Here is a 21,472-nt window from a genome sequence, read left to right as displayed (position 1 = left end):
TATGTAAAATCATAAACCTAGGATTTTGTGTTATTTTATTCTTTATAGTAAACAAGTTGTGTTGTCGTAGCTAATAACGATCCATCAGCACTCCAAATTTCGCCGGTTTGGTCATAAAAACCGTTATTAAAATTTTGTGCCCGTGTATGTCCTAATACATGATGATTATTGTGTTTTTCTAATGTTTCCGTGTCAGAATGAAAGTAAACAGTAAGAGAAACTGTACCTATTGGAACAACTTTTTCACGACGGACATATATTCTTGGGAAAAAGGCGTCACACATTGAAGCAAGTGATAAATAATCTAGTGGTCTATTTGGCTTGTCTTTCATCCATTGTAATGTAACTGAATCTGCATGATTTGATTTTGTGTAAGCTCTAGGTGCACCTTTTACTATTTTAATATCATAATGATTTACCCAGGGTGGGACTTCAGTTAATGATAAACTGTCTACACGTTCTGCATCTGGCACTTCTGGCTTGATTAATTCGGTTGAAGACCATGTATCTCTTTTCTTTGCGGTAACTGCAGTCGCTGTGATAACTATTTCATGATGTTGGCACAGTTCAACATACCAATGTTGTGTAGAACGATTGGTTCTTGTAGGATTTGCCTTAATAATAAATGAGCCGTCTTTGACAGGTGCTGCGTAATTAACAGTAAATGAAACTGGGCTACCAAGAAAGTCAGGATGTTCTATAATTGCTCGTAATAATGTTGATGCAATCACACCACCAAAAGGGCCAACCATATTGGCATAATCGTCAGAAGTATGTCCATGATAAACGCCAATTTCTTGTTGTTTTAGGCTTGTTGCGATATCAAAAGGGTGTGCGTACGTATTTAAGCTCATTGATATGCCTCCTTATAATTTTTAGCTAAGTTTTAAGAAGATTTTATTGAAGCATTTCTTTATAAACTTTGTGATTTTGATATGAAGCATAAAGCAATGGTGCGTTTAGTTGATGTTCTTCGGCTAAATTCAGTAAATAGCCTTGTAAGTGATCGGCTTCGATATTTAAGCCTTTTTCCATATCACGTTGCATTGATGTTTTGAAATGATATGAGAGCTTAGTAAGTCCTTTCATATACTGATCAACTATTGTATCGTCAATGGGCACTTGGTGACTTCTCATAATGGATGAAACTTCTTCATATAATGATTTGATAAAATCAGTGCCACCTTCACTATCACGTATTGGTCCGATTGGTGCATGCATCATCGTAGTTACACTTGATAATACTGTAATCATTAGATATTTTTGCCACATACCACGCATGATATCTGAAGTTAATATAAATTCAGATTTTGTATTAGCGAAAGTATCTTCTATTAATTTAGCTCTATCACTATTCGTACCATTTAATTCTCCAAAGAAAAGTTTATCGAAATCACTAGTTTGTACGACTTCACCAGTGGCATTCAATGAGGTTTCAATGATGCAATATCCACCCATGACTTTATTTTCACCAAAAACAGCTTGTAATTTTGGAATATGTGCAACACCGTTCAACAGTGGAATAATCACTGTGAGGTCACCAACAAATGGTTTCAAGTCATCGATTGCTTGCTCAAGGTGATAGGATTTTGAAGATAGCAAAATTACATCAAATGGTTCTGCTTTGTCTTCTTTAGTAATCAATTGAGGGGTAAAACTATAATCACCGTTCTCACTATGGATGACTAAGCCGTTCCTTTCCAAATAAGATTTCCTTTTCGGTCTTACTAAAAAAGTGACATTTTTATGATTTTCTACTAAACGACCACCAAAATAGCCTCCAATTCCACCTGCTCCTAAGACTAAAATACGCATCTTAAACACTCCTTAATCTATGTAATGATTCATATTGTTATATATATACCACTAAAAGTTCAAAGTTACGCATTGGAAATGAACAGAAAATTTAAAGGCATGCTCATTGCATAATATACAATAAATTTTAAATATCAAAGAACATCCTTCATATTTGAGAAATGAGACTTAATAATCTAAGCCAAAATATAAAAACATTAAATTTTTGATGATTATGTAATGGATTGGCCGAGTAGTTGCAAAAGCAAGTGATATATAACGTAATTCATTGTTTATTGTTAAATACGCTGTGGGTATATTTAATAAATGAAGCATGGAGTGAAAGTGGTGATTACTATATAGCAATTATTTGAAATGTAGAACCATGCTCATATCATTATTTTGATATTTATAATGAACATGACCTTTAAGATGTTACATAAGCTTTTGAAGGTCACGTGTATTATCATCTTTGAAAGTAGTATAAAATTTAGACAAGAAAAATAAAAATGATTATAAAATGTGAATCATGAAGGAGGATGATTATGACGAAAGTATTTGTAACTGGTGCTACAGGTCTTATTGGCACGAAACTGACAAAGCGTTTACTTGAAGAAGGCTATGAAGTAGCTGGATTAACAACATCTAAAAAGGGTGAGGAGAAACTAGTTAATGCAGGTATTCAAGCATATATCGGTAATATTTTAGAATACGAAACGATAGAACGCAGTATTGGTGATTTCAAACCAGACATTATCATGAATGAAATTACTGATTTAAAGCAGGTTGATATGTCAGCTAACACAAAAGTTAGAATTGAAGGTACAAAAAATCTTGTTGATGCAGCAATTCAGCACGGCGTGGAACATATCCAATCACAAAGCATTGCTTTCGCATATGAAGGCGGTAATGGGTTGGCAACTGAGGATACGGCTTTAGATTACGAATCTAGTGGAGATCGTAAAATTACAGTAGATGGCGTTGATGGATTAGAAAAAGAAACAGCTCGAATAAAAAATTATGTCATTTTGCGTTATGGGTTATTATATGGTCCAGGTACTTGGTATGGTAAAGACGGCATGATTTATAATCAATTTATGAATAATGAAATTTCAATCACAGATGGTGTTCAATCATTTATTCATATAGATGATGCAATTGAAACAGCAATTCAGGCTTTAAACTTTGATTCGGGTATTTATAATGTAGCAGATGATGATCCTGTAAAAGGCAATGTTTGGGCTGACTGGTATGCAAACTTATTAAATGTAACACCTCACATTAATATAAAAGCTGCAGCACCCTATGAACGCGGTGTAAGTAATGAAAAGTTTAAAAGGCAAGGTGGTAAATTAACTTATAAAACATGGAAAGTTGGAATGAATCCAATAAACTAGATTTAGAAATTTATTAGAAAGTGGCATAAACATTGATGCGAGATATTATTAATGTATGTTTTTTATGTAAAAAAGCCTTAACAGCATTATCGTTAAGGCTTTCTTAGATTTTTAATTAATTACATAATATTCAATAAAGCATAGTATTATGGTGTATATTAGTGGAGATAAAAATGTCTTTGAAATCAAAATAATAATGTTATTTACAATTTATACATTTGAATGATAAAGCGAAACCGCCTATATTACCAATGATGGACAATATGCCGTTATTGAGGATAGCTTTACATTGTGCATTATTTACGAATGTCAACACAGCACATCTAAAAGAACCCGAAGCTTACTCTAGTAAGTTTCGGGTTTAGTGTTTCAATGGCCCTACTTATGAAAATCTATAACAATCTTACCAAATGCACCTTTCATCATTTATAACTAATTTTAAAAAACGAGTAAACTGATAATACAATTATAAAGATACATTATTCTTTAAGATTAGCTAAAGTTTTTGCAATATCTTCAGAGGCAAATAAGCCACGCAGTTTTGACCATTCATCTCTATTTACGAAATGAACATTATTATTTTTTACAGCATCAAGTTGGTCCCATTGATTACTGTTTTGTAATTTGTTTAAATCTTCATCATTATTTTCATCAATCATTATAATTAATCTTTCTGGATTAACCTCAGCAAGCTGTTCATATGACATTTCTAAATAATTTGATTCTCTGTATGCAGGTAGTTTATCCGCAATGTTTTCACTAAGTGCATTATTGAAACCTAATTTACTTAGAAGTTCACCTACATACGTTTTGTTAGAATGTGCAGTTATACCTTGTTCAGAAACTACAGCCGCCAATGTTTCTTTGTTTTTATCTATATCAATTTGCTTGTTGAAATCATTGATTAATTCATTGTGTTTGTCTAAGCGCTCTTTAGCCTCTTTAGATTTATTAACTGCTGTACCAATACGTTGGAATATTTCTAAAGTTTCTTGATAGCCAGCATCAAAACTTCTAAATAAAATAGTAGGTGCAATCTCACTTAATTCATTATATATATTTTGATGACGATCAACATCTCCAATGATAAGTTGCGGAGAGGCAGAACGAATTGATTCAAAATCTGGATCAATACGAGTGCCAACAGATCTATATTTACCAACTGCTTCTTTAATTGGTGATATTAAATTTGTGCTATCATTATCATCAGCAATGCCTTTAACATCTATATTTAAAGCAACGAATGCATCAACAAAAGAAAATTCTAAAGCTACTGCTGAATGAATATCTTCTGGTAAATCAGTCGTTCCTAAATCATGTTTAAATTCAAAAGTCATTGTATTACCTCCTAATAGATAGTACAGTATTAATATTCCACTTAACTGTTATACAAAACGTAATAGAAATCTATATTTTCAAATGCCAACAATGATTATAAACGAATGTTTTATACTTTAGAAAACCCACACAATATTGGTGGTTTCATATACGGACATCATTATGTTTATTTGAAAATAGAAGTAAAACCATTATGTAAACTAACAAATTAAATAATTAAGATGTGAGTGCATTGCCGGTTCATAGTGTAAATATATTCGTTTCACATGGAACAATTTTATTAACATTAGATTAATCAATAATTAATTAGAATTTTCTAAAATTTATTGACTATACATGAGTGGAATGCTAGGATTAATACAACTCAAATACATAGGATTGACTCTTATTTAGAGAGGTGGAGGGATGTGCCCGATGAAACCCGGCAACCATCGTTAAACGAAATGGTGCTAATTCACAGAAAGTAATCTTGATTACTTTCAAAGATAAGAGAAGGTGGATACTTTCTCTTTATTACAATAAGAGAAAGTATTTTTTTACATAATGAGTGAATTTTATTTTCAGACAAGGTTAAGGAGAGATGTTATGAAAAAGTTGATTAGTTTAACAATTTTAGTATGTTTTGCTGCAATACTCGTAGCTTGTGGTTCGTCCAAAGATAAAGAAAATAAAAAAATCACGATTGCTACATCACCAGCACCTCATGGCGAAGTTTTAAAACATGCGAAAGATGAAATGAAGAAAAAAGGGTATGATTTAGAAATTAAAGTTGTTAATGACTACAAAGTACCTAATAAACTTTTAGACAAAGGTGATGTTGATGCAAACTTCTTTCAACATGTACCTTATTTAAAGGCTGAAAGAGATGACCATAATTATAATATTGAGGAAGTAGGAAAAGTATTTACGACACCAATGGGCGTATACAGTAAAAAATATAAAGACATCAAAGACATTCCTAAAGGCTCTACAATCTATGTTTCCAATAATCCAGCTGAAGAAGGGCGTTTCTTATCATTTTTCGTAGATAAAGGATTAATAAAAATTAAAAAAGGTGTCAAAATTGAAGATGCCAAATTTGAAGATATCGTGGAAAATAAAAAGAATCTCAAATTTAACAATAAGCAGGGTGCAGAATTTTTACCTAAAACATATAAAAGTAAAGAAGGCGCAGCTGTCATCATGAATTCTAATTATGCGATAGATAATGGTTTGACGCCACACAAAGATGCTATTGCAATAGAAGGTAAATCATCACCATTTGCTAACATTATTGCAGTTCAAAAAGGCCATAAAGATGATGAAAAGTATCAAACTCTATTAAAAGTTTTACAATCTGAAGATATGAAAAAGTTCATAAAAAAAGAATATAATGAAGATGTTATACCTTATGAAAAATAAAAACATTAATTTATGATATAGGTTTTAACAAACAGAGGAGGTATGGTTACACATGTCTAAGTTAGGAATTGTCGGACTTGGTAGAGTGGGCAGCCAAGTATTGACAGACGTTCAATATTTGAATTTATTTTCAGAAATTGTATTAATTGATAGCAAAGAAGAAATTGCAAGCGGTGAGGCGCTTGATCATAATCATTCGCAAGGATTGTTTAATACAAGTCATGTGCGAATTAAAGCTGGCGCATATCAAGATTTAGCTGATGCAGATTTTATAGTAATTGCCGCAAGTATACAAACGGATAAAAACGATGGTGATCGTACACTATTGGCACAAGATAATCATGATATTATAAAAAATGTTATGAAACAAATTGCTGAAGTAACGCAAGAAGCTATTATTATTTTAATTTCTAACCCAGTGGATTCGATGGTATATTTTGCTAATCAAGTCAATTATCCAACTCATAAAATCATTGGAACGGGTACAGCATTGGAAAGCTCAAGGTTCAAAACCATTATCGCTCAGCATTACCAAATTGATCCTAAAAATGTTGAAGCTTTTGTTATTGGTGAACATGGTCAGTATGCAGTGCCTGTATGGAGCAAAGTGCGCATTCATGGTATGGAACTATCAGAGTATGAAGCTTTAAGTCAATCACCAGTAATTGATAAAGCACATATTACATCAATTATCAATGAAGTATCAATGGATGTTTTTTATCAAAAAGGGTGGACCAATGCAGCGATTTCCAGGGTGACTACTACATTGATACAAGCGATTGCTTTGAATCAACGCACAATTATGCCACTAACATCAAACAGTCAGGAATACGGGCTAGATGACGGGGCGTATAGTTTGCCGACATTAATTGATCAGCATGGTATTGTACAAAGATATCCTATCACATTGGATGAACAAGAAGAACAGCAGCTCGTTGAAGCATATCAATATATCAGACAAACAATTCATATAGCACAAAATTAAGTTCATTTAATATAGAGTGAGAAACATAAGTATCACATAGCATAAAAAATGGCGATTTCTAGATTTTATATAGAAATTGCCACTTTTTTATTTTGTACTCATATTTTTGTTTCATCATTATGTCAGAAGTATCATAGTGTGACTGCTTGCTTTAATATGAAGGTATGGCTACAATGTATTTAAATATTAATATTGAATTTAATAAAAAATTAAACGATTAGAAAGCGCGGTGCAATCATGTTGATAAGACATGCTAAACTCATTAGGTTATTGTTGAACAACAGTAATCATTACCTAAGCGCAGATGAAATAGCTAATTATTTAAGTGTTTCCAATAGAACAGTGAGAAATGATATACAATACATTAATGGTGAAATTATAAATCGCTTGATTACAAGTGTTAAAGGGAAAGGATATAAACTCAATCATGACCATTATGATGAGACAGAATTAGAGACATTGATACATTCTTATTTAACAAAAGAAAATGAAAAGTTAATGAAAATTGGATATGAATTATTAATGTATCAGAAACCCACTACCATTGATCAAATAGAATCAGCATTTATGGTAACGAAAGCAGAAGCTAATGATTATATAAATAGAATAAAGGCTTGGTGTGCATCATTTGATATTAACGTTGAGGTCATTAAGAAAAAAGGTGTTACCATAACTGGTAATGAAATGAATATAAGGAATGCGATATTACATTTAAATCAATTGTCTAATAATGAAAAGACAGTAGAGGGTTTGATACTTAATGAAATACCTCAAGCGCACATCAAAACCATATGTCATATTATTAAAAACAGATTAGCAAAACATTATATTTTTACTTCTGATATGCGTATTCAACAATTACTCATTCATTTAGTCATTATTATAAAAAGGGAAAAGATAAGTGAAGATTCATGGGTGATAAATGAAGAGGCTGAAGAAATAGCGATGCAGTGTATAGAAGATATCAACCATAAATTAGCTTATGGATTATCGAAAGATACAGCTAAGTTATTTTCTTTTTTCATTAGTTATTACTTTAATAAATATGATTTGGGTATAGAAACCTTTTTTGTTGAAAGCTATGTAGCGCGCATGATTCATCAAATGGAAAAAATAGTTGGTATCAATTTTACCCAAGACAATATTTTACGTGAAAACATTCAAGTACATTTTAGCAGAGCGTATTTGCGTATCGCTAAAAATGTATATATTAATAATCCATTAACGGATGAAATCAAAAAATACTATCCTTTTGTTTTTAATGCATTGTATGAAACTGTAAAATACTTGGCTAAAGATTCAAATTTAAGCTTAGTAGAAGATGAAATTGCTTTTTTAGCATTACATTTTCAATCATCTATTGATCGTAATAAAAAAGACGAAGTTAACATTGTGATAACCTGTTATTATGGTTTAGGAATATCTAGTTTGTTGGAAGTGAAAATTGCGAATCTAGATAGTCATATAAATATTGTTGATACTTTAAAATTAGAGAGACTGTCTCATTACAATTTTTCAAATGTTGATATGTTGATTACCACGCATCCCATTGACACTGCTGATTTACCAAATACATTACACGTGATAGAGGTATCCCCTTTGCTTTCGGATAATGATATAAATCACATTAAATCATTTATCAATAATAAAAGAAACCCTGTGTTGAAACAGGATGAAATATCTGCAATTCAATTTGATGTTCAAACGATGACAGATGAGGAAACTGCAACCCATGTTTTTGAAAACGCACAGTCAATGCTGATGAAACAACATGCTATTACGGAAAGTTATATGAAGAGTGCATTGGAACGTGAAAAATTTGCTTCAACATATATAGGGAATGGTATTAGTATGCCACATGGTGATCCTGCGAAAGTGTTGCGTTCACATGTTATTATATTTAAATGCCCTCATGGCTTACTATGGAAACAAAATAAAGTTAAATTAGTGTTCTTTTTAGCCATCGCAAATTCTGATACCTCAGCAATGAAGAAAATCATACATGTGATAGCTGGATTAAACGAGTATGATGTCGATCAACTTATGACTATGGATGCACAACATCTAAAACAGTATATGATTAAACTCATCAAAACATAATTGCCGTTGATAACGGCAATTATGTTTTTTTATCAATATTAGAAAGCGTTTACAATTGAATGTGAGGAGGATGAAATGATGAAAATATTAGCGATTACATCGTGCCCAAATGGTATAGCGCATACATATATGGCACAAGAAAAGTTAGAACAAGCTGCTCAAGAAATGGGCGTCAATATAAAAGTAGAAACTCAAGGTGGTGTAGGGGCAGAAAATGTTTTAACATCAAAAGAAATTAAAGAAGCGGATGGCATTATCATTGCAGCCGATAGACAAGTAGATTTGTCACGTTTTGATGGGAAATTAATTATAAATGAAAGTGTTCGTGAAGGCATTCATAAACCAAAAGAATTAATTCAACGTATCATTGATAAAGACGGACATATTCATCATGATCGTAATGGGGATACGAATCAAAAAGATGATGATCAAGAGCAAAAAAGTGGGATGCAAATGGTCTATCAACATTTAATGAATGGTGTATCATTTATGGTACCTTTCATTGTAGTTGGTGGATTATTGATGGCTATTGCTCTAACTTTAGGTGGTGAGGCTTCATCAAAAGGTTTAGTTATACCAGAAGATTCTTTTTGGAAATCAATTGAAAATATTGGTTCTCTAGCATTTAGTTTTATGGTTCCAATATTGGCTGGGTATATTGCAGTGAGTATTGCAGATAAACCTGGTTTGGTACCTGGTATGATTGGAGGCGCAATCGCAGCTGACGGTAGCTTTTATGGTAGTGATGCAGGCGCTGGGTTTTTAGGTGGTATTGTTGCAGGATTTATCGCAGGTTATATTGCAAAATGGATAAAAAATATTAAAGTACCTAAAGCGATGGCACCTATTATGCCAATCATTATTATTCCAATCATCTCTTCATTGCTTGTAGGATTAATTTTTATCTTCTTGATTGGCGCACCAATTGCGAGTATTTTTGAAGGTTTAACAACTTGGTTAAAGAGTATGCAAGGGACAAATATTATTATTTTAGCATTAATAGTTGGTGCTATGATTGCTTTTGATATGGGTGGACCAGTAAACAAAGTAGCATTTTTATTTGGTTCAGCATTAATCGCGGAGGGTAACTATGCTGTTATGGGAATGGTTGCAGTTGCAGTATGTACACCTCCTATTGGTTTAGGATTGGCTACATTTATCAATAAACGTAAGTTTAATAAAGGTGAAATTGAAATGGGCAAAGCATCATTTACCATGGGATTGTTCGGTATTACGGAAGGTGCTATACCATTTGCTGCACAAGATCCGTTTAGAATTATACCATCTAATATGATTGGTGCGATGGTAGCTGCCGTTATTGCTGCAATTGGTGGTGTAGGTGACAGAGTTGCACACGGAGGCCCAATAGTTGCAGTGCTAGGCGGAATTGATCAAATATTGTGGTTTTTTATTGCAGTAATCATTGGTAGTATCGTTACAATGAGTGTGGTTTTAATTTTAAGAAGACAAACGCCATCACTTGCAGTTGATACGAATAATATTGAAATGGGTATGGATCAATCAGAAAATGAGATAGAAACAGAAAAAAATAGTGTTTCAACGATGGATAATCAAGCATTAGAAGAACAAAGTGTATTTAGTGAACAAGTTATTCATATTTCAAAACAAACTTTATCTAGAGATGAAGCAATAGACCAGTTAATAGAAAATTTAAATGAACAAGGGTATATTACAGATCAATCACAATTAAAATCCGATGTCTTAAAGAGAGAGATGGAATCAACGACAGCGATTGGAATGAACGTAGCCATTCCTCATGCAAAATCGGATGCGGTTAAAGCACCTATCGTAGCAGTCATGAATAATAAGCACGGCGTGAAATGGGAAAGTTTAGATGGAACGTTACCTCAATTGATATTTTTAATTACTGTACCAAGTGATAGCAGTGACACACATCTCAAATTATTACAAAGATTATCAAGAACATTGATGGATGATGAAACTAGGCAAAATTTAATAAATGCAACAAATAGTAAGCAGATTTATAATATATTAAAAGATATTTAAATGGAGGTATCATGCAATGCCATTATTTTTAAAACCTGTATTTCAAGAACGGATATGGGGTGGAACAGCTCTAAAAACATTTAATTATGATATTCCAAGTGATTATACAGGAGAATGTTGGGCGATTTCGGCGCATCCAAATGGTACAAATACAATAGAAAATGGAAGGCATCAAGGTAAAACTTTAGAAGAAGTGTGGAATGAGGATAAAGCACTTTTTGGTGTTTCAGGTGATGTTAAATTTCCATTGCTAACTAAAATTTTAGATGCAAAAGATAAATTATCAGTACAAGTCCATCCAGATAATGACTATGCCCAAAAGTATGAGGGTGAATACGGTAAAACAGAGTGTTGGTATATATTAGACGCACAAGAAGATGCTGAAATTATTTACGGTGTAAACGCTGAAAATCAAGATGAACTGAATGATATGATAGATCAACAACAATTTGATAAGTTATTTCATAAAGTTAAAGTGAAGGCGGGAGATTTTTTCTATGTGCCTGCTGGTACAGTACATGCTATCGGAGAAGGTATTTTAATATTAGAAACACAACAATCTTCCGATACAACATACAGAATCTATGATTATGAGCGCACTGACAACAAAGGTAACCAACGTGAACTACATTTAGCGCAGAGTAAAGCTGTGATTAATCTTGCTGCGACTTCGCCCAATACAACACCCAAACACGAGGTGAGACAAGGGCAAACATATACGCAATTTGTTTCAAATGATTTCTTCACGGTCGAACGCTGGATGATCAAGGGTGCATTAAATTATGAAAAACCAAGCGCATATTGTCTTGTATCCATAGTTGAGGGTAATGGTAATGTAGAAACGAATGATGAAGTTTATAAAATAGAAAAAGGAATACATTTTATATTAACGACAGAAGATAAAAACATAGCATTTAACGGTGATATGACAATGATTATAAGTTATGTATAATGTTTAAGAGGTGAGGGCATGGATTTGCGTTAAGGCAGATTCATTTAACCTACACCTCTTTTTATCCAAAATTGAAGTAATAATATGAGTGATGAGGTGTATGGATATGCTTAAAATTTGCGCAGATATAGGTGGCACGAAAACCATTGTAGGGGTTATAGACCAAGACTTATCAGTGATTGACAGTCAAAAATTCGAGACGGATGTAGATCACCCGGAAGCAGAATTTACAAAAATTATTAATATAGCAAATGAATTCAGCAAAAAATATAATAATGTAGCGCAAAGTACATTGAATATCGCGATGCCAGGACCTTGTGATTATACTGAAGGATTGTTTTTGAATCCTCCTAATTTACAGAAATATGTAGGCTTTAATGCTGGTGATTTTATAAAGGCGCAAAGTGCATTTCAACCACATTTTGTAAATGATACTGATGCAGCGATATTAGCGGAATATCAATATTTAAATTCAGATGTAGAAGATGTCATATACTTAACAATTAGCACAGGTATTGGTATGGCATATATAAGAAATGGTCAACTCGTTACTGGCATTGATGGTAATTTTGGAGAAATTGGTCATACTATCATAAAAAATAATAGCGATTATCAATGTCCGGTGTGTCACCAATTTGGATGTGTTGAAAATGAACTGTCAGGTTTAGCGATCAGTCGTAAAGCGAGTGATATTTTACAAAAAGTGGTGAGTACTAGAGAAGCAATCGACATCTACATGAATAATGACAATGAAAATATCAGTCGTATGATGAATGAAGTAGTGTTACTAACACAACAACTATGTACGAATTTATTTAATATCTTTAATGTATATCATATTATTCTTGGTGGTGGTGTTACACAAAGTGCATTACCATATAAAGCAAACATTGAAGCGTATGCGCAAAAGCACCATTTGATTCAAAACAAACCATTTCATATTAAAGTAAGTAATTTGGCAGAAAATGTGCTTACTGGTCTTTATTATGTAAATGAACAATAAAAACAGTTTGCACATTCATAAAGATAGCGAGCATCTGAAATGATTTAATGGAAATTTCAGATGCTCGCTATTTTTTGATGTCTAAAATGCTTAAGTTGATTTATAGTCTGTTGCGCTTAATCAAAATATATTTTCTTATGTTTAATGTTTTAGATAGTTGATCAGAAAGTAATAATCCTAATGCAATTGAACCTGCAATTAAAATCGCTCGTATAAAGGTATTGGTTGCATCTGTGAAATTTAAAGTCACCAATTGCTGTGTCGCTCTAAAAGCAATACTACCTGGGACAAGTGGAATGATGCCAGGAATCATAAAAAGTACAACGGGCGCTTTGAAAATACGACTCATAATATGGGCAAGCAAACCTAATGTTAAACTACCAAGCAAGCTAGAATATATACTATCCATTTCAAATGATTGTTCTAAAATGTAGCTGACAAAATAGCCCATTGAGCCAGCAAACCCAGCTGGAAAAAATAATTTTTTAGGGGCATCGTAAATCACATTAAAAAAGTATGATGCGCTAAAGCTACATAAAAAAGTAAATAAAATTGTCATTATGTGACCTCCTAAAAAATTAAGTAAGCAATCGCAATACCTGAGCCAATTGCGAAGGCAATGACGAGTGCTTCTAAAAATTTTGCTGTAAACATTAACATGTGTCTACTAAATAAATCTTGTATCGCAGTCGTTATTAGTACACCAGGTACAATTGGCATAACGGAGGCAATCATAGCTGGTCCGAAAGATTGATTGACTTGAAACAGTTCTGAACCAAATATAACGGTCGTACCCAAGATAAATGAACCTACAAATTCAGGTATAAACATGGTGAGTGATTTACTTTGCATATACTCAACGATTAAAAATCCTATAGCACCAGCGATAATTGTAGTAATTGCATCAGACCAAGTACCGCCTTGTAAGTATAAAAAACTTAACGATATAATACCTGCCGCAATCACTTTTTTCCATAGTGGAATACTTAAATTGGATCTATCAATATTTTTCAGCGCTTCAAAAGCTTCTTCTATAGCAAGTTGATTGTCTGTAAGTTTACGGGAAATATTATTGACTTGAAATATTTTAAGTAAATTAGTACTGTTTTTATCAATACGCAAAATTCGAGTATCGTGTTCTTCACTTAATGAAAAATTGATAAATACATTAATGACATATCCTTGGCTATTATAATAACCCATACAAATGGCGATTCGTCTCATTGTATCTTCAACACGAGAAACCTCAGCGCCAGATGACAATAAAATTTTACCAGCAAGTAATATCACATTCATCGTAACTTTATCTTTGTAGTTATCCAAAAGCGTACCTCCGACTTGATAAATAATTATCATTATTATCCCAATATTATTATGTAATTTCAAAGAGAATTTACTAAATGTAAAAAGCATAAACAATATGCATTGCTGACGTTAGCCTTCGGGTTGTCTGCGGTTACGTTGTGAGGTGTCTTAAGTAATGATTAGACGTTATCGTTTCAGCAAAATGAAATTTAAAGGTTTTAAAAAGTTAAATCAATAAAATTCAAGTATAAAAACATGTCTTATTTTTATCGATGCGACGTCTACATAGACAATTAGATATTATATTGCTGATAAAAGTTAATTGTTTCAGCCTTTAACATTTAATTAGCAATTAAAGTCCCACTTCTCAAATGTTTTGAGTCAGTGGGACTTAATGTAAGCTTGTTCGCTCAAGTTTTAGCCATTCTATTGCAGACCGTCATAATCATTTTGAATGAATTAGATTTTTATCAAATGACTTAAAGACATGCAGACGTTTTTATAATATTTGTAAGCCTTGTTCAAGATCTGAAATAATATCATCAATATTTTCAGTACCAATTGATAATCTTACTAATTCTGGTAAGACACCAGATGATTGTTGTTCTTCAGGTGAAAGTTGTAAATGAGTCGTACTAGCTGGATGAATAACTAATGATTTTGAATCGCCTACATTTGCTAAATGTGAGAATAAATTTAAAGATTCAACAAATTTGGCAATATCTTCAACTGAACCATCCACACCAAAGGTTAAAATTGCGCCTTGGCCATTAGGTAAATATTTTTTAGCAAGATTATGATATGCATTACTTTCCAAGCCAGGGTAATTCACCCAAGAAACTTTAGGATGTTCTTCAAGAAACTGTGCGACTTTAAGTGCATTTTCTGAATGACGTTCTAAACGAAGATGTAACGTTTCTAAGCCAATTAGAAATTCATGTACATTAAACGGTGAAACAGCAGAACCAAGATCACGTAATAATTGTACGCGTGCTTTTGTAATATAAGCAGCTTCGCCTACATCATTTGCATATGAAACACCATGATAACTTGGATCCGGTTCGACTAAACCAGGGAACTTTCCATTATCCCAATTAAATTTACCACTATCGACGATGATGCCACCAATGGAAGTCCCATGGCCTCCTATAAATTTTGTGGCTGAGTGTATCACAATATCAGCGCCATACTCAAATGGGCGTAATAAATACGGAGTTGGGAAAGTGTTATCAACAATTAAAGGTATCTCGTGGTCATGCGCAATATGAGCAACTTTTTCAATATCTAAGACGTCTATTCTAGGATTACCAATTGTTTCGGCATAAACTGCTTTGGTTTTATCCGTTAAGGCTGCTTTGAAATTTTCGGGATTACTTGGATCCACAAAGTGTACTTTAATACCTAGTTTTTTGAAAGTGACATTAAATAAGTTGTAGGTACCACCATAAAGATTTGAAGATGCTACAATTTCATCACCGCTTTCAACAATATTTAATAAAGCTAAGTGAATTGCAGCTTGTCCAGAAGATGTGGCTAGGGCACCGACACCACCTTCAAGTGCAGCAATGCGTTCTTCAAAAACGTTTTGTGTAGGATTCATAATTCTGGTGTAAATGTTTCCGGGTTCTTCTAGTGAAAAAAGTTTTCTTGCGTGTTCTGTATCATCGAACACGTAACTTGAGGTCTGATAAATCGGTACTGCTCGTGATTTTGAGAATGCGTCTACCTCTTGACCCGCATGAATCGATAAAGTATCTAAATGCCAATGATTTTGAGACATACATTGTCCCTCCTATATATTTGAATTTTCTGATAATTATTACTATACAAGAGCACTTTTTTATTTTCAAGTATCCTTACTAAGAAAGTAAGGATTTTATGTTTATAACAATAATATGTCCCCACGAATATTAATATGTAACAATATTCATGGGGAACTTTATAGGCAAAATCTGTTCATTCGATTAGGATCATTATTTCCTAGGCAATTTTATATATTAGTAATGTTGATCATGCGCATATTGATCGTGTGTATCATCCATATTTTCATGATTTAAAACTTCAGCGTTTTGCTGTTGTAGCTGACTGTAATCTCCTTCTGGTAATTTGCTCTCGAGAGCTTCAACTTTAGGATAAATAAATAGGGGAATAAAACCAATTAAACCGTATATCATAAATGTAAACATAAAATTAAACGTATCTATAAATAATCCTGCAAAAGTAGATCCAATCACTTGTCCAATAGCCAACATTAAGAAGGGTATGCCTATACCTAAAGAGGCATTTTTAACAAATATTTTAATTCCCCAAACTAAAAGTACGCCAGTTAAGAATATATAACTCATACCAAATAGTGCAGCAGATACAAAGGGAATAATCCAAATTTTGGGTGTGAAAGCAAGGGCGATTGTTGCGATGGCAAGTGCTATAACACCTAAATTAAATGCATAACGAAGTCCGCGTTTATCAATAATTGCACCTGATATGCCACCTATCATGCCGAATAATCCTATCAAAATCCAAAAGAGTGAAAGTGCAATATCAGAATAATTACCAGTATTTTGAACAAATGATTTGGAAAATGTCCAAAAGGTTGCAGTAGATACACCTAATAATATAGAAGCAGTCGTGATACGTGTACTAGCTGAAATATCACGAATGTTAAATGAACCTGTATGAATTTTAATATTTTGCTTTAATGATGGAATGATGAGATAGTTCCAAAGTAAAACGATAAGTGCCAATATCGCATAGATAAAATAAGTTTGTCGCCAATCTATAAAAGTGAACATGGCTGTTATACCCGTAAACATAAGGCCAATACTTGTGCCAGAATTAATCCAAGTATTTGCTTTTCCTTGTTCATGCACTTTAATCCATAAAGAAATGGTGTAGCCATATGGAGGTGAAATGAGTCCAGTACTCGCACCGGCAAAGATGACACCGATAGATAAAACGATTGCGCTTGTTGAAATGCCTATCCCTAATAAACCTATTAGTACAGAGATTCCTGCTAATATAATCATACGTTTAGGGCCAATTTTATCAGTTTGTAATGTTGAAAAGATAATTGTAAAACAATAGGATAAATAAAATAATGAGGAAATAATCCCTGATTGTGATGCAGATAAATGTAAATCAGTAGTTACTTCAGGTAAAAACAAACCAAAACTAAAACGTCCTAAACCATAGGTTGTTGCTATCATAGCTATACCAGGAAATACAAGTTTAGAAAATTTCACTATAAATTTCTCCTTTAGTAGATAGAATGTTCATTCTATTTTAATTTTAAAAAAATACGAGATGAGTATATAAAGTAAGATGCTCATGCTCGTTTAAGAATTAAATTTCTTTGTGTGCTTCGTTAAGTAGTAAATCAGCCATAGTTATGGCGTGAGATGTAGCTTTTTTTGAACCTAGTAATGCTGTCATTGAGGTTGTTCCTTCAAGTAATAGTGTGAATTGAATTGCCAAATCCAATCCATTGACGATACCAGCATTATTTGCCAATTGCTCTAAGTAATTTAACAACTTTTGTTTATGTCCTCTAGCAATATTTTCAATTTCGTTATCTGTATTCGCATAATCTTCGATAGCCCTCATAAACATATCACCCTTATAAGAATGATCATTAAGCCACTGACAATGTGCTTTGACTGCAGAAATAAAAGGTTGGTGTGGTTGTTTTTCAACATAAGTGTCTAAATAATGCCAATATCTAGATTCACGTTGTTTTAACACCGCCTCAACTAAATTGTCTTTAGATTCAAAATGATTATATAAAGTCATCGTAGCTACATTGGCTTCTTGTATAATTTGCTTTAAGCCGATACCACGAAACCCATATTCATAAAATAACCTTTCAGCAGTTGATAATATATCTTGTCGCTTTTGTGACAATCGTCTCACACTTTCTTCTTAGTAGAATGACCGTTCTATTTAAAGTTAACAGCTAAATAGCAAAATGTCAAAGTAATATCAACATATTATGATTTTGACATTTTATATTTAGAAGTGTAATATAACAACAAAGTGAGTGTATACTCACTATTTGTGAAGTGGGGTGTAGAAATGATTGAAGTGAATAATTTAAGTAAATCTTTTAGTAATAAACAAGTATTAGAAGATATAAATGTTGCTTTTGAAAAAGGTGAAATCGTTGGATTAATTGGTCCGTCTGGAACTGGAAAAACAACGCTAATCCAATGCATGTTAGGAATGGAACGTATTGATGTAGGTTGGGTAACGATAAATGGAGTTGAAATGCCCAATAGAAAAATTTTAGGTGACATTGGATATATGGCTCAAAGTGATGCACTTTACACAGATTTGACGGGGAGAGAAAACCTAGAATTTTTTGGAAGTATATATATAAAAAAAAGAAAAGACATCAAAAAACGCGTGGAAATTTGTAGTGATATGGTAAAACTTCAAGAAGCATTAGATAAAAAGGTATCTACCTATTCTGGCGGCATGAAACGTAGGTTGTCTTTGGCTATTAGTTTTCTACAAGATCCACAAATATTGATACTAGATGAACCAACTGTTGGAATTGATCCTAAACTTAGACAAGCGGTATGGAGGGATTTGGATGCAGCCAAAAAAGAAGGGAAAAGTATTCTAGTCACAACTCACGTATTAGATGAAGCAACACGTTGTGACAGACTATTACTTATGAATCATGGTGAAATTATTGCAATAGGATCACCACAAGATATTAAAACGCAATATCAAGCTGAATCAATTGAAGATGTGTTTTTGAAAATGGAGGACTAAATATGAATGCATTTTATATTACTAAACGAATTTTCAAACAAACAATCAGAGACATACGTACGTTAATGTTATTACTAGTAGCACCTTTGCTAATATTAACATTACTGTATTATATATTTACAGTTTCAGATAACTCGAATGGTGTGAAAGTAGGCGTTCATGATATTCCTGCATCACTGAAGGATGAATTACAGTCACAAGATATTACGATAGAAAATTTTAAGGACCATAAAAATATAGATGATAAAATAAAAGAAGATCAATTGACTGGTTTTATGTATATGCAAAATAATGAGTTAGAAGTCACTTTTGCTAATGATAATCCAACTGATAAGGGCATCATGGCTTCTACAAACCAAAAATGGTTAACCAATCATAATATGACTCAAATGAAAGAAAATACAGAATCATTAAAAAAGGCACTTGAGGAAGTTCAATCGCAAATGCCTGATAATGCTAATTCAGGTCAAAGTATGACAGATAATCAGCAAAATATCAGCAAGCCAACAAAAGTTAATACACATTATTTATATGGGGATAAAGATGCTACATATTTTGATACAATTAATCCCATTTTAATAGGATTTTTCGTATTCTTCTTCACTTTTTTAATTTCTGGCATCGGTTTATTAAAAGAGAGAACTTCAGGGACGTTGGAACGGTTGTTGTCTTCACCAATTAAGCGCAGTCATATTATTTATGGTTATATAATGGGTTATGGTATTTTTAGCGTGATACAAACCTTTGTAGTAGTTATATATGCCATATATGTGTTAAATATAGCTGTTGCAGGTTCGATTTGGCTTGTCTTAGCTACAACGGTATTAACGGCCCTCGTAGCTTTAACTTTCGGTATACTGCTGTCTACTTTTGCATCATCAGAATTTCAAATGATCCAATTTATACCACTTGTAATTGTACCGCAAGTGCTATTTGCAGGATTAATACCAATATCGTCGATGAATATGGGGTTGCAATACTTTGCACATTTGATGCCACTATTCTATACGGGGCAAGCTATGCAAGATGTCATGATTAAAGGATTTGGTATACAAGATATTTATATCAATTTATGTATATTATTTGGTATTTTTGTAGTGCTCTTGATATTGAATATTTTAGGCATGAAGCGTTATAGAAAAGTTTAAATATAGGTGGTATCAAAAATGAATCGAAATATTAAAGATATTGTGGAAGAAATTGTACCTAAGTTAGAACATTTAACTGAAAAGCAACGTTCAGTGATTGAAAGTGCCCTCGTACTCTTTAGTGAAAAAGGCTATAATCAAACAAGTACAAGTGATATTGCGAAGCGGGCAGGTGTTGCTGAAGGTACAGTATACAAACAGTTTAAAAATAAAGAAGCATTGCTATATGCAGGTTTAGTGCCTATCATAAAAGATAATATAGCGCCAACTGTAGCAGAAGAATTCTTAAGTGAATTGAATCGTGCAAGCAACTTGGAAATATTTATAAATACATTTGTGGACAATCGTTCTCAATTTATTTATGAAAATAGAATGCTGATAAATATATTCTTTAATGAGGCTATGACAAGTAAAACATTTCAATCAGTTTTATTAGAAATATTTAATAAGCGTTTAGTTGCTCATTTAAAGCCGATAATCAATAAGATGATACGTTGTGGTGAAATGCGAGATGTCGAAGCGGAGTTTTTTGTACGTAGTTTAATTGCTCAAACAATCAATTTAAATATAAGTTGTTTAATTGATTTGAATTATCAATGTGACGAAGCGTATGAAAAACATTTACTTTATACAAAAGAAAGTCTTTACTACATGTTTAAAGCCTAACAATATAATAGCTTATTTAAAATAAAGAAAGTAGAACAGAAATGGAAGTTAGCATCTCTGTTCTACTTTTCTTTTTTTTATTTTCTAGGTATACCAATAACGTGTCCTAGTTGTGATGGCGGATTAAACGGCGTTTGCATATTAAAAGCTGCTTGTATTTTCTCTAGTATAGGTTGAGGGAATGCCATGCTCCGACGTGTAACTTTACTAACACCTATCATGATAACTTCATATGTAGCAATACGCTCATCATTGTCATTATACATTGTCAGGAATAAATGTACTCTTTTCGCATCATAATCATAAATATGTACTTTAACATAAAAGGCATCATCTAACACAAGTTCTTTTAAAAATGAAATATGTGCCTCCAAACTAAAAATGGTAATTTCATGTGTTTGTCGATAAGAAACATATAAGTCGACTGATTCAAAAAAGCCAACGACAACATCACTGAAAATGGAATAATATTGTGCATCATGCATATGGTTATTATTATCTATCCAAGATGGTTGCACGGTGTTTTTATAAATGTATTCCTCTGCCACAAAATCACTCCTCGAGTAAAAATTAATAGTA

General features: G+C 32.7%; 19 protein-coding genes and 1 riboswitch. Of the genes, 10 read left to right on the top strand and 9 right to left on the bottom strand.

Annotation, left to right across the window (positions count from 1 at the left end):
* Window positions 1-35: 35 nt before the first annotated feature.
* Together HMPREF2586_RS03405 and panE are read right to left on the bottom strand one after the other, a co-directional pair.
* Window positions 36-854 carry an acyl-CoA thioesterase gene (locus HMPREF2586_RS03405; RefSeq protein WP_046206664.1) on the bottom strand — a complete coding sequence of 273 codons (819 nt, stop codon included), beginning with the start codon at window positions 852-854 and terminating at the stop codon, window positions 36-38.
* A gap of 43 nt (window positions 855-897) precedes the next feature.
* Window positions 898-1,815, bottom strand: a complete 918-nt coding sequence (gene panE / locus HMPREF2586_RS03400; RefSeq protein WP_070658024.1) for a 2-dehydropantoate 2-reductase — start codon at window positions 1,813-1,815, stop codon at window positions 898-900.
* Between the two features lie 524 nt (window positions 1,816-2,339).
* Between panE and HMPREF2586_RS03395 the strand changes: the two genes are divergently transcribed.
* Window positions 2,340-3,191: an NAD-dependent epimerase/dehydratase family protein gene (locus HMPREF2586_RS03395; RefSeq protein WP_070658023.1), complete on the top strand. Its 852-nt coding sequence runs from the start codon at window positions 2,340-2,342 to the stop codon at window positions 3,189-3,191.
* Between the two features lie 479 nt (window positions 3,192-3,670).
* Here HMPREF2586_RS03395 and HMPREF2586_RS03390 read toward each other — a convergent pair whose 3' ends face one another.
* Window positions 3,671-4,528: an ABC transporter substrate-binding protein gene (locus tag HMPREF2586_RS03390; RefSeq protein WP_070658022.1), complete on the bottom strand. Its 858-nt coding sequence runs from the start codon at window positions 4,526-4,528 to the stop codon at window positions 3,671-3,673.
* 383 nt (window positions 4,529-4,911) lie between these two features.
* Window positions 4,912-5,021: riboswitch (SAM riboswitch) on the top strand.
* 93 nt (window positions 5,022-5,114) lie between these two features.
* On the opposite strand from HMPREF2586_RS03390, the gene HMPREF2586_RS03385 reads away from it, so the two are divergent.
* The 6 genes from HMPREF2586_RS03385 to HMPREF2586_RS03360 all read left to right on the top strand — a co-directional run bounded on the left by HMPREF2586_RS03385 (window position 5,115) and on the right by HMPREF2586_RS03360 (window position 12,998).
* Window positions 5,115-5,930, top strand: a complete 816-nt coding sequence (locus HMPREF2586_RS03385) for a MetQ/NlpA family ABC transporter substrate-binding protein (RefSeq protein WP_064209198.1) — start codon at window positions 5,115-5,117, stop codon at window positions 5,928-5,930.
* A 52-nt stretch (window positions 5,931-5,982) separates the two neighbouring features.
* Complete coding sequence (locus HMPREF2586_RS03380; protein ID WP_064209199.1) at window positions 5,983-6,915, top strand: lactate/malate family dehydrogenase; 933 nt, start codon at window positions 5,983-5,985, stop codon at window positions 6,913-6,915.
* A gap of 237 nt (window positions 6,916-7,152) precedes the next feature.
* Entirely contained in the window at window positions 7,153-9,015 is a 1,863-nt protein-coding gene (locus tag HMPREF2586_RS03375) for a BglG family transcription antiterminator (RefSeq protein WP_064209200.1), read from the top strand.
* Window positions 9,016-9,093: 78 nt separating this feature from the next.
* Window positions 9,094-11,043 (top strand): PTS fructose transporter subunit IIABC, encoded by a 1,950-nt coding sequence (locus HMPREF2586_RS03370; RefSeq protein ID WP_064209201.1) that lies wholly within the window; start codon window positions 9,094-9,096, stop codon window positions 11,041-11,043.
* A 16-nt stretch (window positions 11,044-11,059) separates the two neighbouring features.
* Window positions 11,060-11,995, top strand: coding sequence for a mannose-6-phosphate isomerase, class I (manA, locus tag HMPREF2586_RS03365; protein ID WP_064209202.1), 936 nt, complete (start codon window positions 11,060-11,062; stop codon window positions 11,993-11,995).
* A 106-nt stretch (window positions 11,996-12,101) separates the two neighbouring features.
* The gene (locus HMPREF2586_RS03360; protein ID WP_064209203.1) at window positions 12,102-12,998 is read left to right on the top strand and encodes an ROK family protein; all 897 of its coding nucleotides are present in this window, start codon (window positions 12,102-12,104) and stop codon (window positions 12,996-12,998) included.
* Between the two features lie 100 nt (window positions 12,999-13,098).
* Here HMPREF2586_RS03360 and HMPREF2586_RS03355 read toward each other — a convergent pair whose 3' ends face one another.
* The 5 genes from HMPREF2586_RS03355 to HMPREF2586_RS03335 form a co-directional block, all read right to left on the bottom strand.
* Window positions 13,099-13,557 carry a threonine/serine exporter family protein gene (locus tag HMPREF2586_RS03355; RefSeq protein ID WP_046206676.1) on the bottom strand — a complete coding sequence of 153 codons (459 nt, stop codon included), beginning with the start codon at window positions 13,555-13,557 and terminating at the stop codon, window positions 13,099-13,101.
* Between the two features lie 11 nt (window positions 13,558-13,568).
* Window positions 13,569-14,321: a threonine/serine exporter family protein gene (locus tag HMPREF2586_RS03350; protein ID WP_064209204.1), complete on the bottom strand. Its 753-nt coding sequence runs from the start codon at window positions 14,319-14,321 to the stop codon at window positions 13,569-13,571.
* Between the two features lie 481 nt (window positions 14,322-14,802).
* Window positions 14,803-16,083 carry a homocysteine synthase gene (locus HMPREF2586_RS03345; protein WP_064209205.1) on the bottom strand — a complete coding sequence of 427 codons (1,281 nt, stop codon included), beginning with the start codon at window positions 16,081-16,083 and terminating at the stop codon, window positions 14,803-14,805.
* Window positions 16,084-16,300: 217 nt separating this feature from the next.
* Window positions 16,301-17,545, bottom strand: coding sequence for an MFS transporter (locus tag HMPREF2586_RS03340; protein WP_046206679.1), 1,245 nt, complete (start codon window positions 17,543-17,545; stop codon window positions 16,301-16,303).
* Window positions 17,546-17,645: 100 nt separating this feature from the next.
* Window positions 17,646-18,203: a TetR/AcrR family transcriptional regulator gene (locus HMPREF2586_RS03335; RefSeq protein ID WP_019468982.1), complete on the bottom strand. Its 558-nt coding sequence runs from the start codon at window positions 18,201-18,203 to the stop codon at window positions 17,646-17,648.
* Window positions 18,204-18,374: 171 nt separating this feature from the next.
* Between HMPREF2586_RS03335 and HMPREF2586_RS03330 the strand changes: the two genes are divergently transcribed.
* Genes HMPREF2586_RS03330 through HMPREF2586_RS03320 form a run of 3 tightly spaced genes read left to right on the top strand, consistent with a single transcriptional unit; the run spans window position 18,375 to window position 20,893 of the window.
* Window positions 18,375-19,079, top strand: coding sequence for an ABC transporter ATP-binding protein (locus tag HMPREF2586_RS03330; protein WP_046206681.1), 705 nt, complete (start codon window positions 18,375-18,377; stop codon window positions 19,077-19,079).
* Between the two features lie 2 nt (window positions 19,080-19,081).
* On the top strand, window positions 19,082-20,227 hold the full coding sequence (locus tag HMPREF2586_RS03325; RefSeq protein WP_046206682.1) for an ABC transporter permease: 1,146 nt from the start codon (window positions 19,082-19,084) through the stop codon (window positions 20,225-20,227).
* An 18-nt stretch (window positions 20,228-20,245) separates the two neighbouring features.
* Window positions 20,246-20,893, top strand: coding sequence for a TetR/AcrR family transcriptional regulator (locus HMPREF2586_RS03320; protein ID WP_070812634.1), 648 nt, complete (start codon window positions 20,246-20,248; stop codon window positions 20,891-20,893).
* A gap of 77 nt (window positions 20,894-20,970) precedes the next feature.
* On the opposite strand, the gene HMPREF2586_RS03315 is transcribed toward HMPREF2586_RS03320, so the two are convergent.
* On the bottom strand, window positions 20,971-21,441 hold the full coding sequence (locus HMPREF2586_RS03315) for a thioesterase family protein (RefSeq protein WP_046206684.1): 471 nt from the start codon (window positions 21,439-21,441) through the stop codon (window positions 20,971-20,973).
* Between the last annotated feature and the right edge of the window lie 31 nt (window positions 21,442-21,472).

Source organism: Staphylococcus sp. HMSC034G07 (genome assembly GCF_001835975.1).
GTDB lineage: Bacteria > Bacillota > Bacilli > Staphylococcales > Staphylococcaceae > Staphylococcus > Staphylococcus ureilyticus.
Note: the sequence above shows the minus strand (reverse complement) of the source record. Positions and strands in the feature narration are given on the sequence as shown.

Coding starts and splice junctions, on each gene's coding strand:
- HMPREF2586_RS03405 (WP_046206664.1), bottom strand. CDS start 854: ATGAGCTTAAATACGTACGCACACCCTTTTGATATCGCAACAAGCCTA.
- panE (WP_070658024.1), bottom strand. CDS start 1,815: ATGCGTATTTTAGTCTTAGGAGCAGGTGGAATTGGAGGCTATTTTGGT.
- HMPREF2586_RS03395 (WP_070658023.1), top strand. CDS start 2,340: ATGACGAAAGTATTTGTAACTGGTGCTACAGGTCTTATTGGCACGAAA.
- HMPREF2586_RS03390 (WP_070658022.1), bottom strand. CDS start 4,528: ATGACTTTTGAATTTAAACATGATTTAGGAACGACTGATTTACCAGAA.
- HMPREF2586_RS03385 (WP_064209198.1), top strand. CDS start 5,115: ATGAAAAAGTTGATTAGTTTAACAATTTTAGTATGTTTTGCTGCAATA.
- HMPREF2586_RS03380 (WP_064209199.1), top strand. CDS start 5,983: ATGTCTAAGTTAGGAATTGTCGGACTTGGTAGAGTGGGCAGCCAAGTA.
- HMPREF2586_RS03375 (WP_064209200.1), top strand. CDS start 7,153: ATGTTGATAAGACATGCTAAACTCATTAGGTTATTGTTGAACAACAGT.
- HMPREF2586_RS03370 (WP_064209201.1), top strand. CDS start 9,094: ATGAAAATATTAGCGATTACATCGTGCCCAAATGGTATAGCGCATACA.
- manA (WP_064209202.1), top strand. CDS start 11,060: ATGCCATTATTTTTAAAACCTGTATTTCAAGAACGGATATGGGGTGGA.
- HMPREF2586_RS03360 (WP_064209203.1), top strand. CDS start 12,102: ATGCTTAAAATTTGCGCAGATATAGGTGGCACGAAAACCATTGTAGGG.
- HMPREF2586_RS03355 (WP_046206676.1), bottom strand. CDS start 13,557: ATGACAATTTTATTTACTTTTTTATGTAGCTTTAGCGCATCATACTTT.
- HMPREF2586_RS03345 (WP_064209205.1), bottom strand. CDS start 16,083: ATGTCTCAAAATCATTGGCATTTAGATACTTTATCGATTCATGCGGGT.
- HMPREF2586_RS03330 (WP_046206681.1), top strand. CDS start 18,375: ATGATTGAAGTGAATAATTTAAGTAAATCTTTTAGTAATAAACAAGTA.
- HMPREF2586_RS03325 (WP_046206682.1), top strand. CDS start 19,082: ATGAATGCATTTTATATTACTAAACGAATTTTCAAACAAACAATCAGA.
- HMPREF2586_RS03320 (WP_070812634.1), top strand. CDS start 20,246: ATGAATCGAAATATTAAAGATATTGTGGAAGAAATTGTACCTAAGTTA.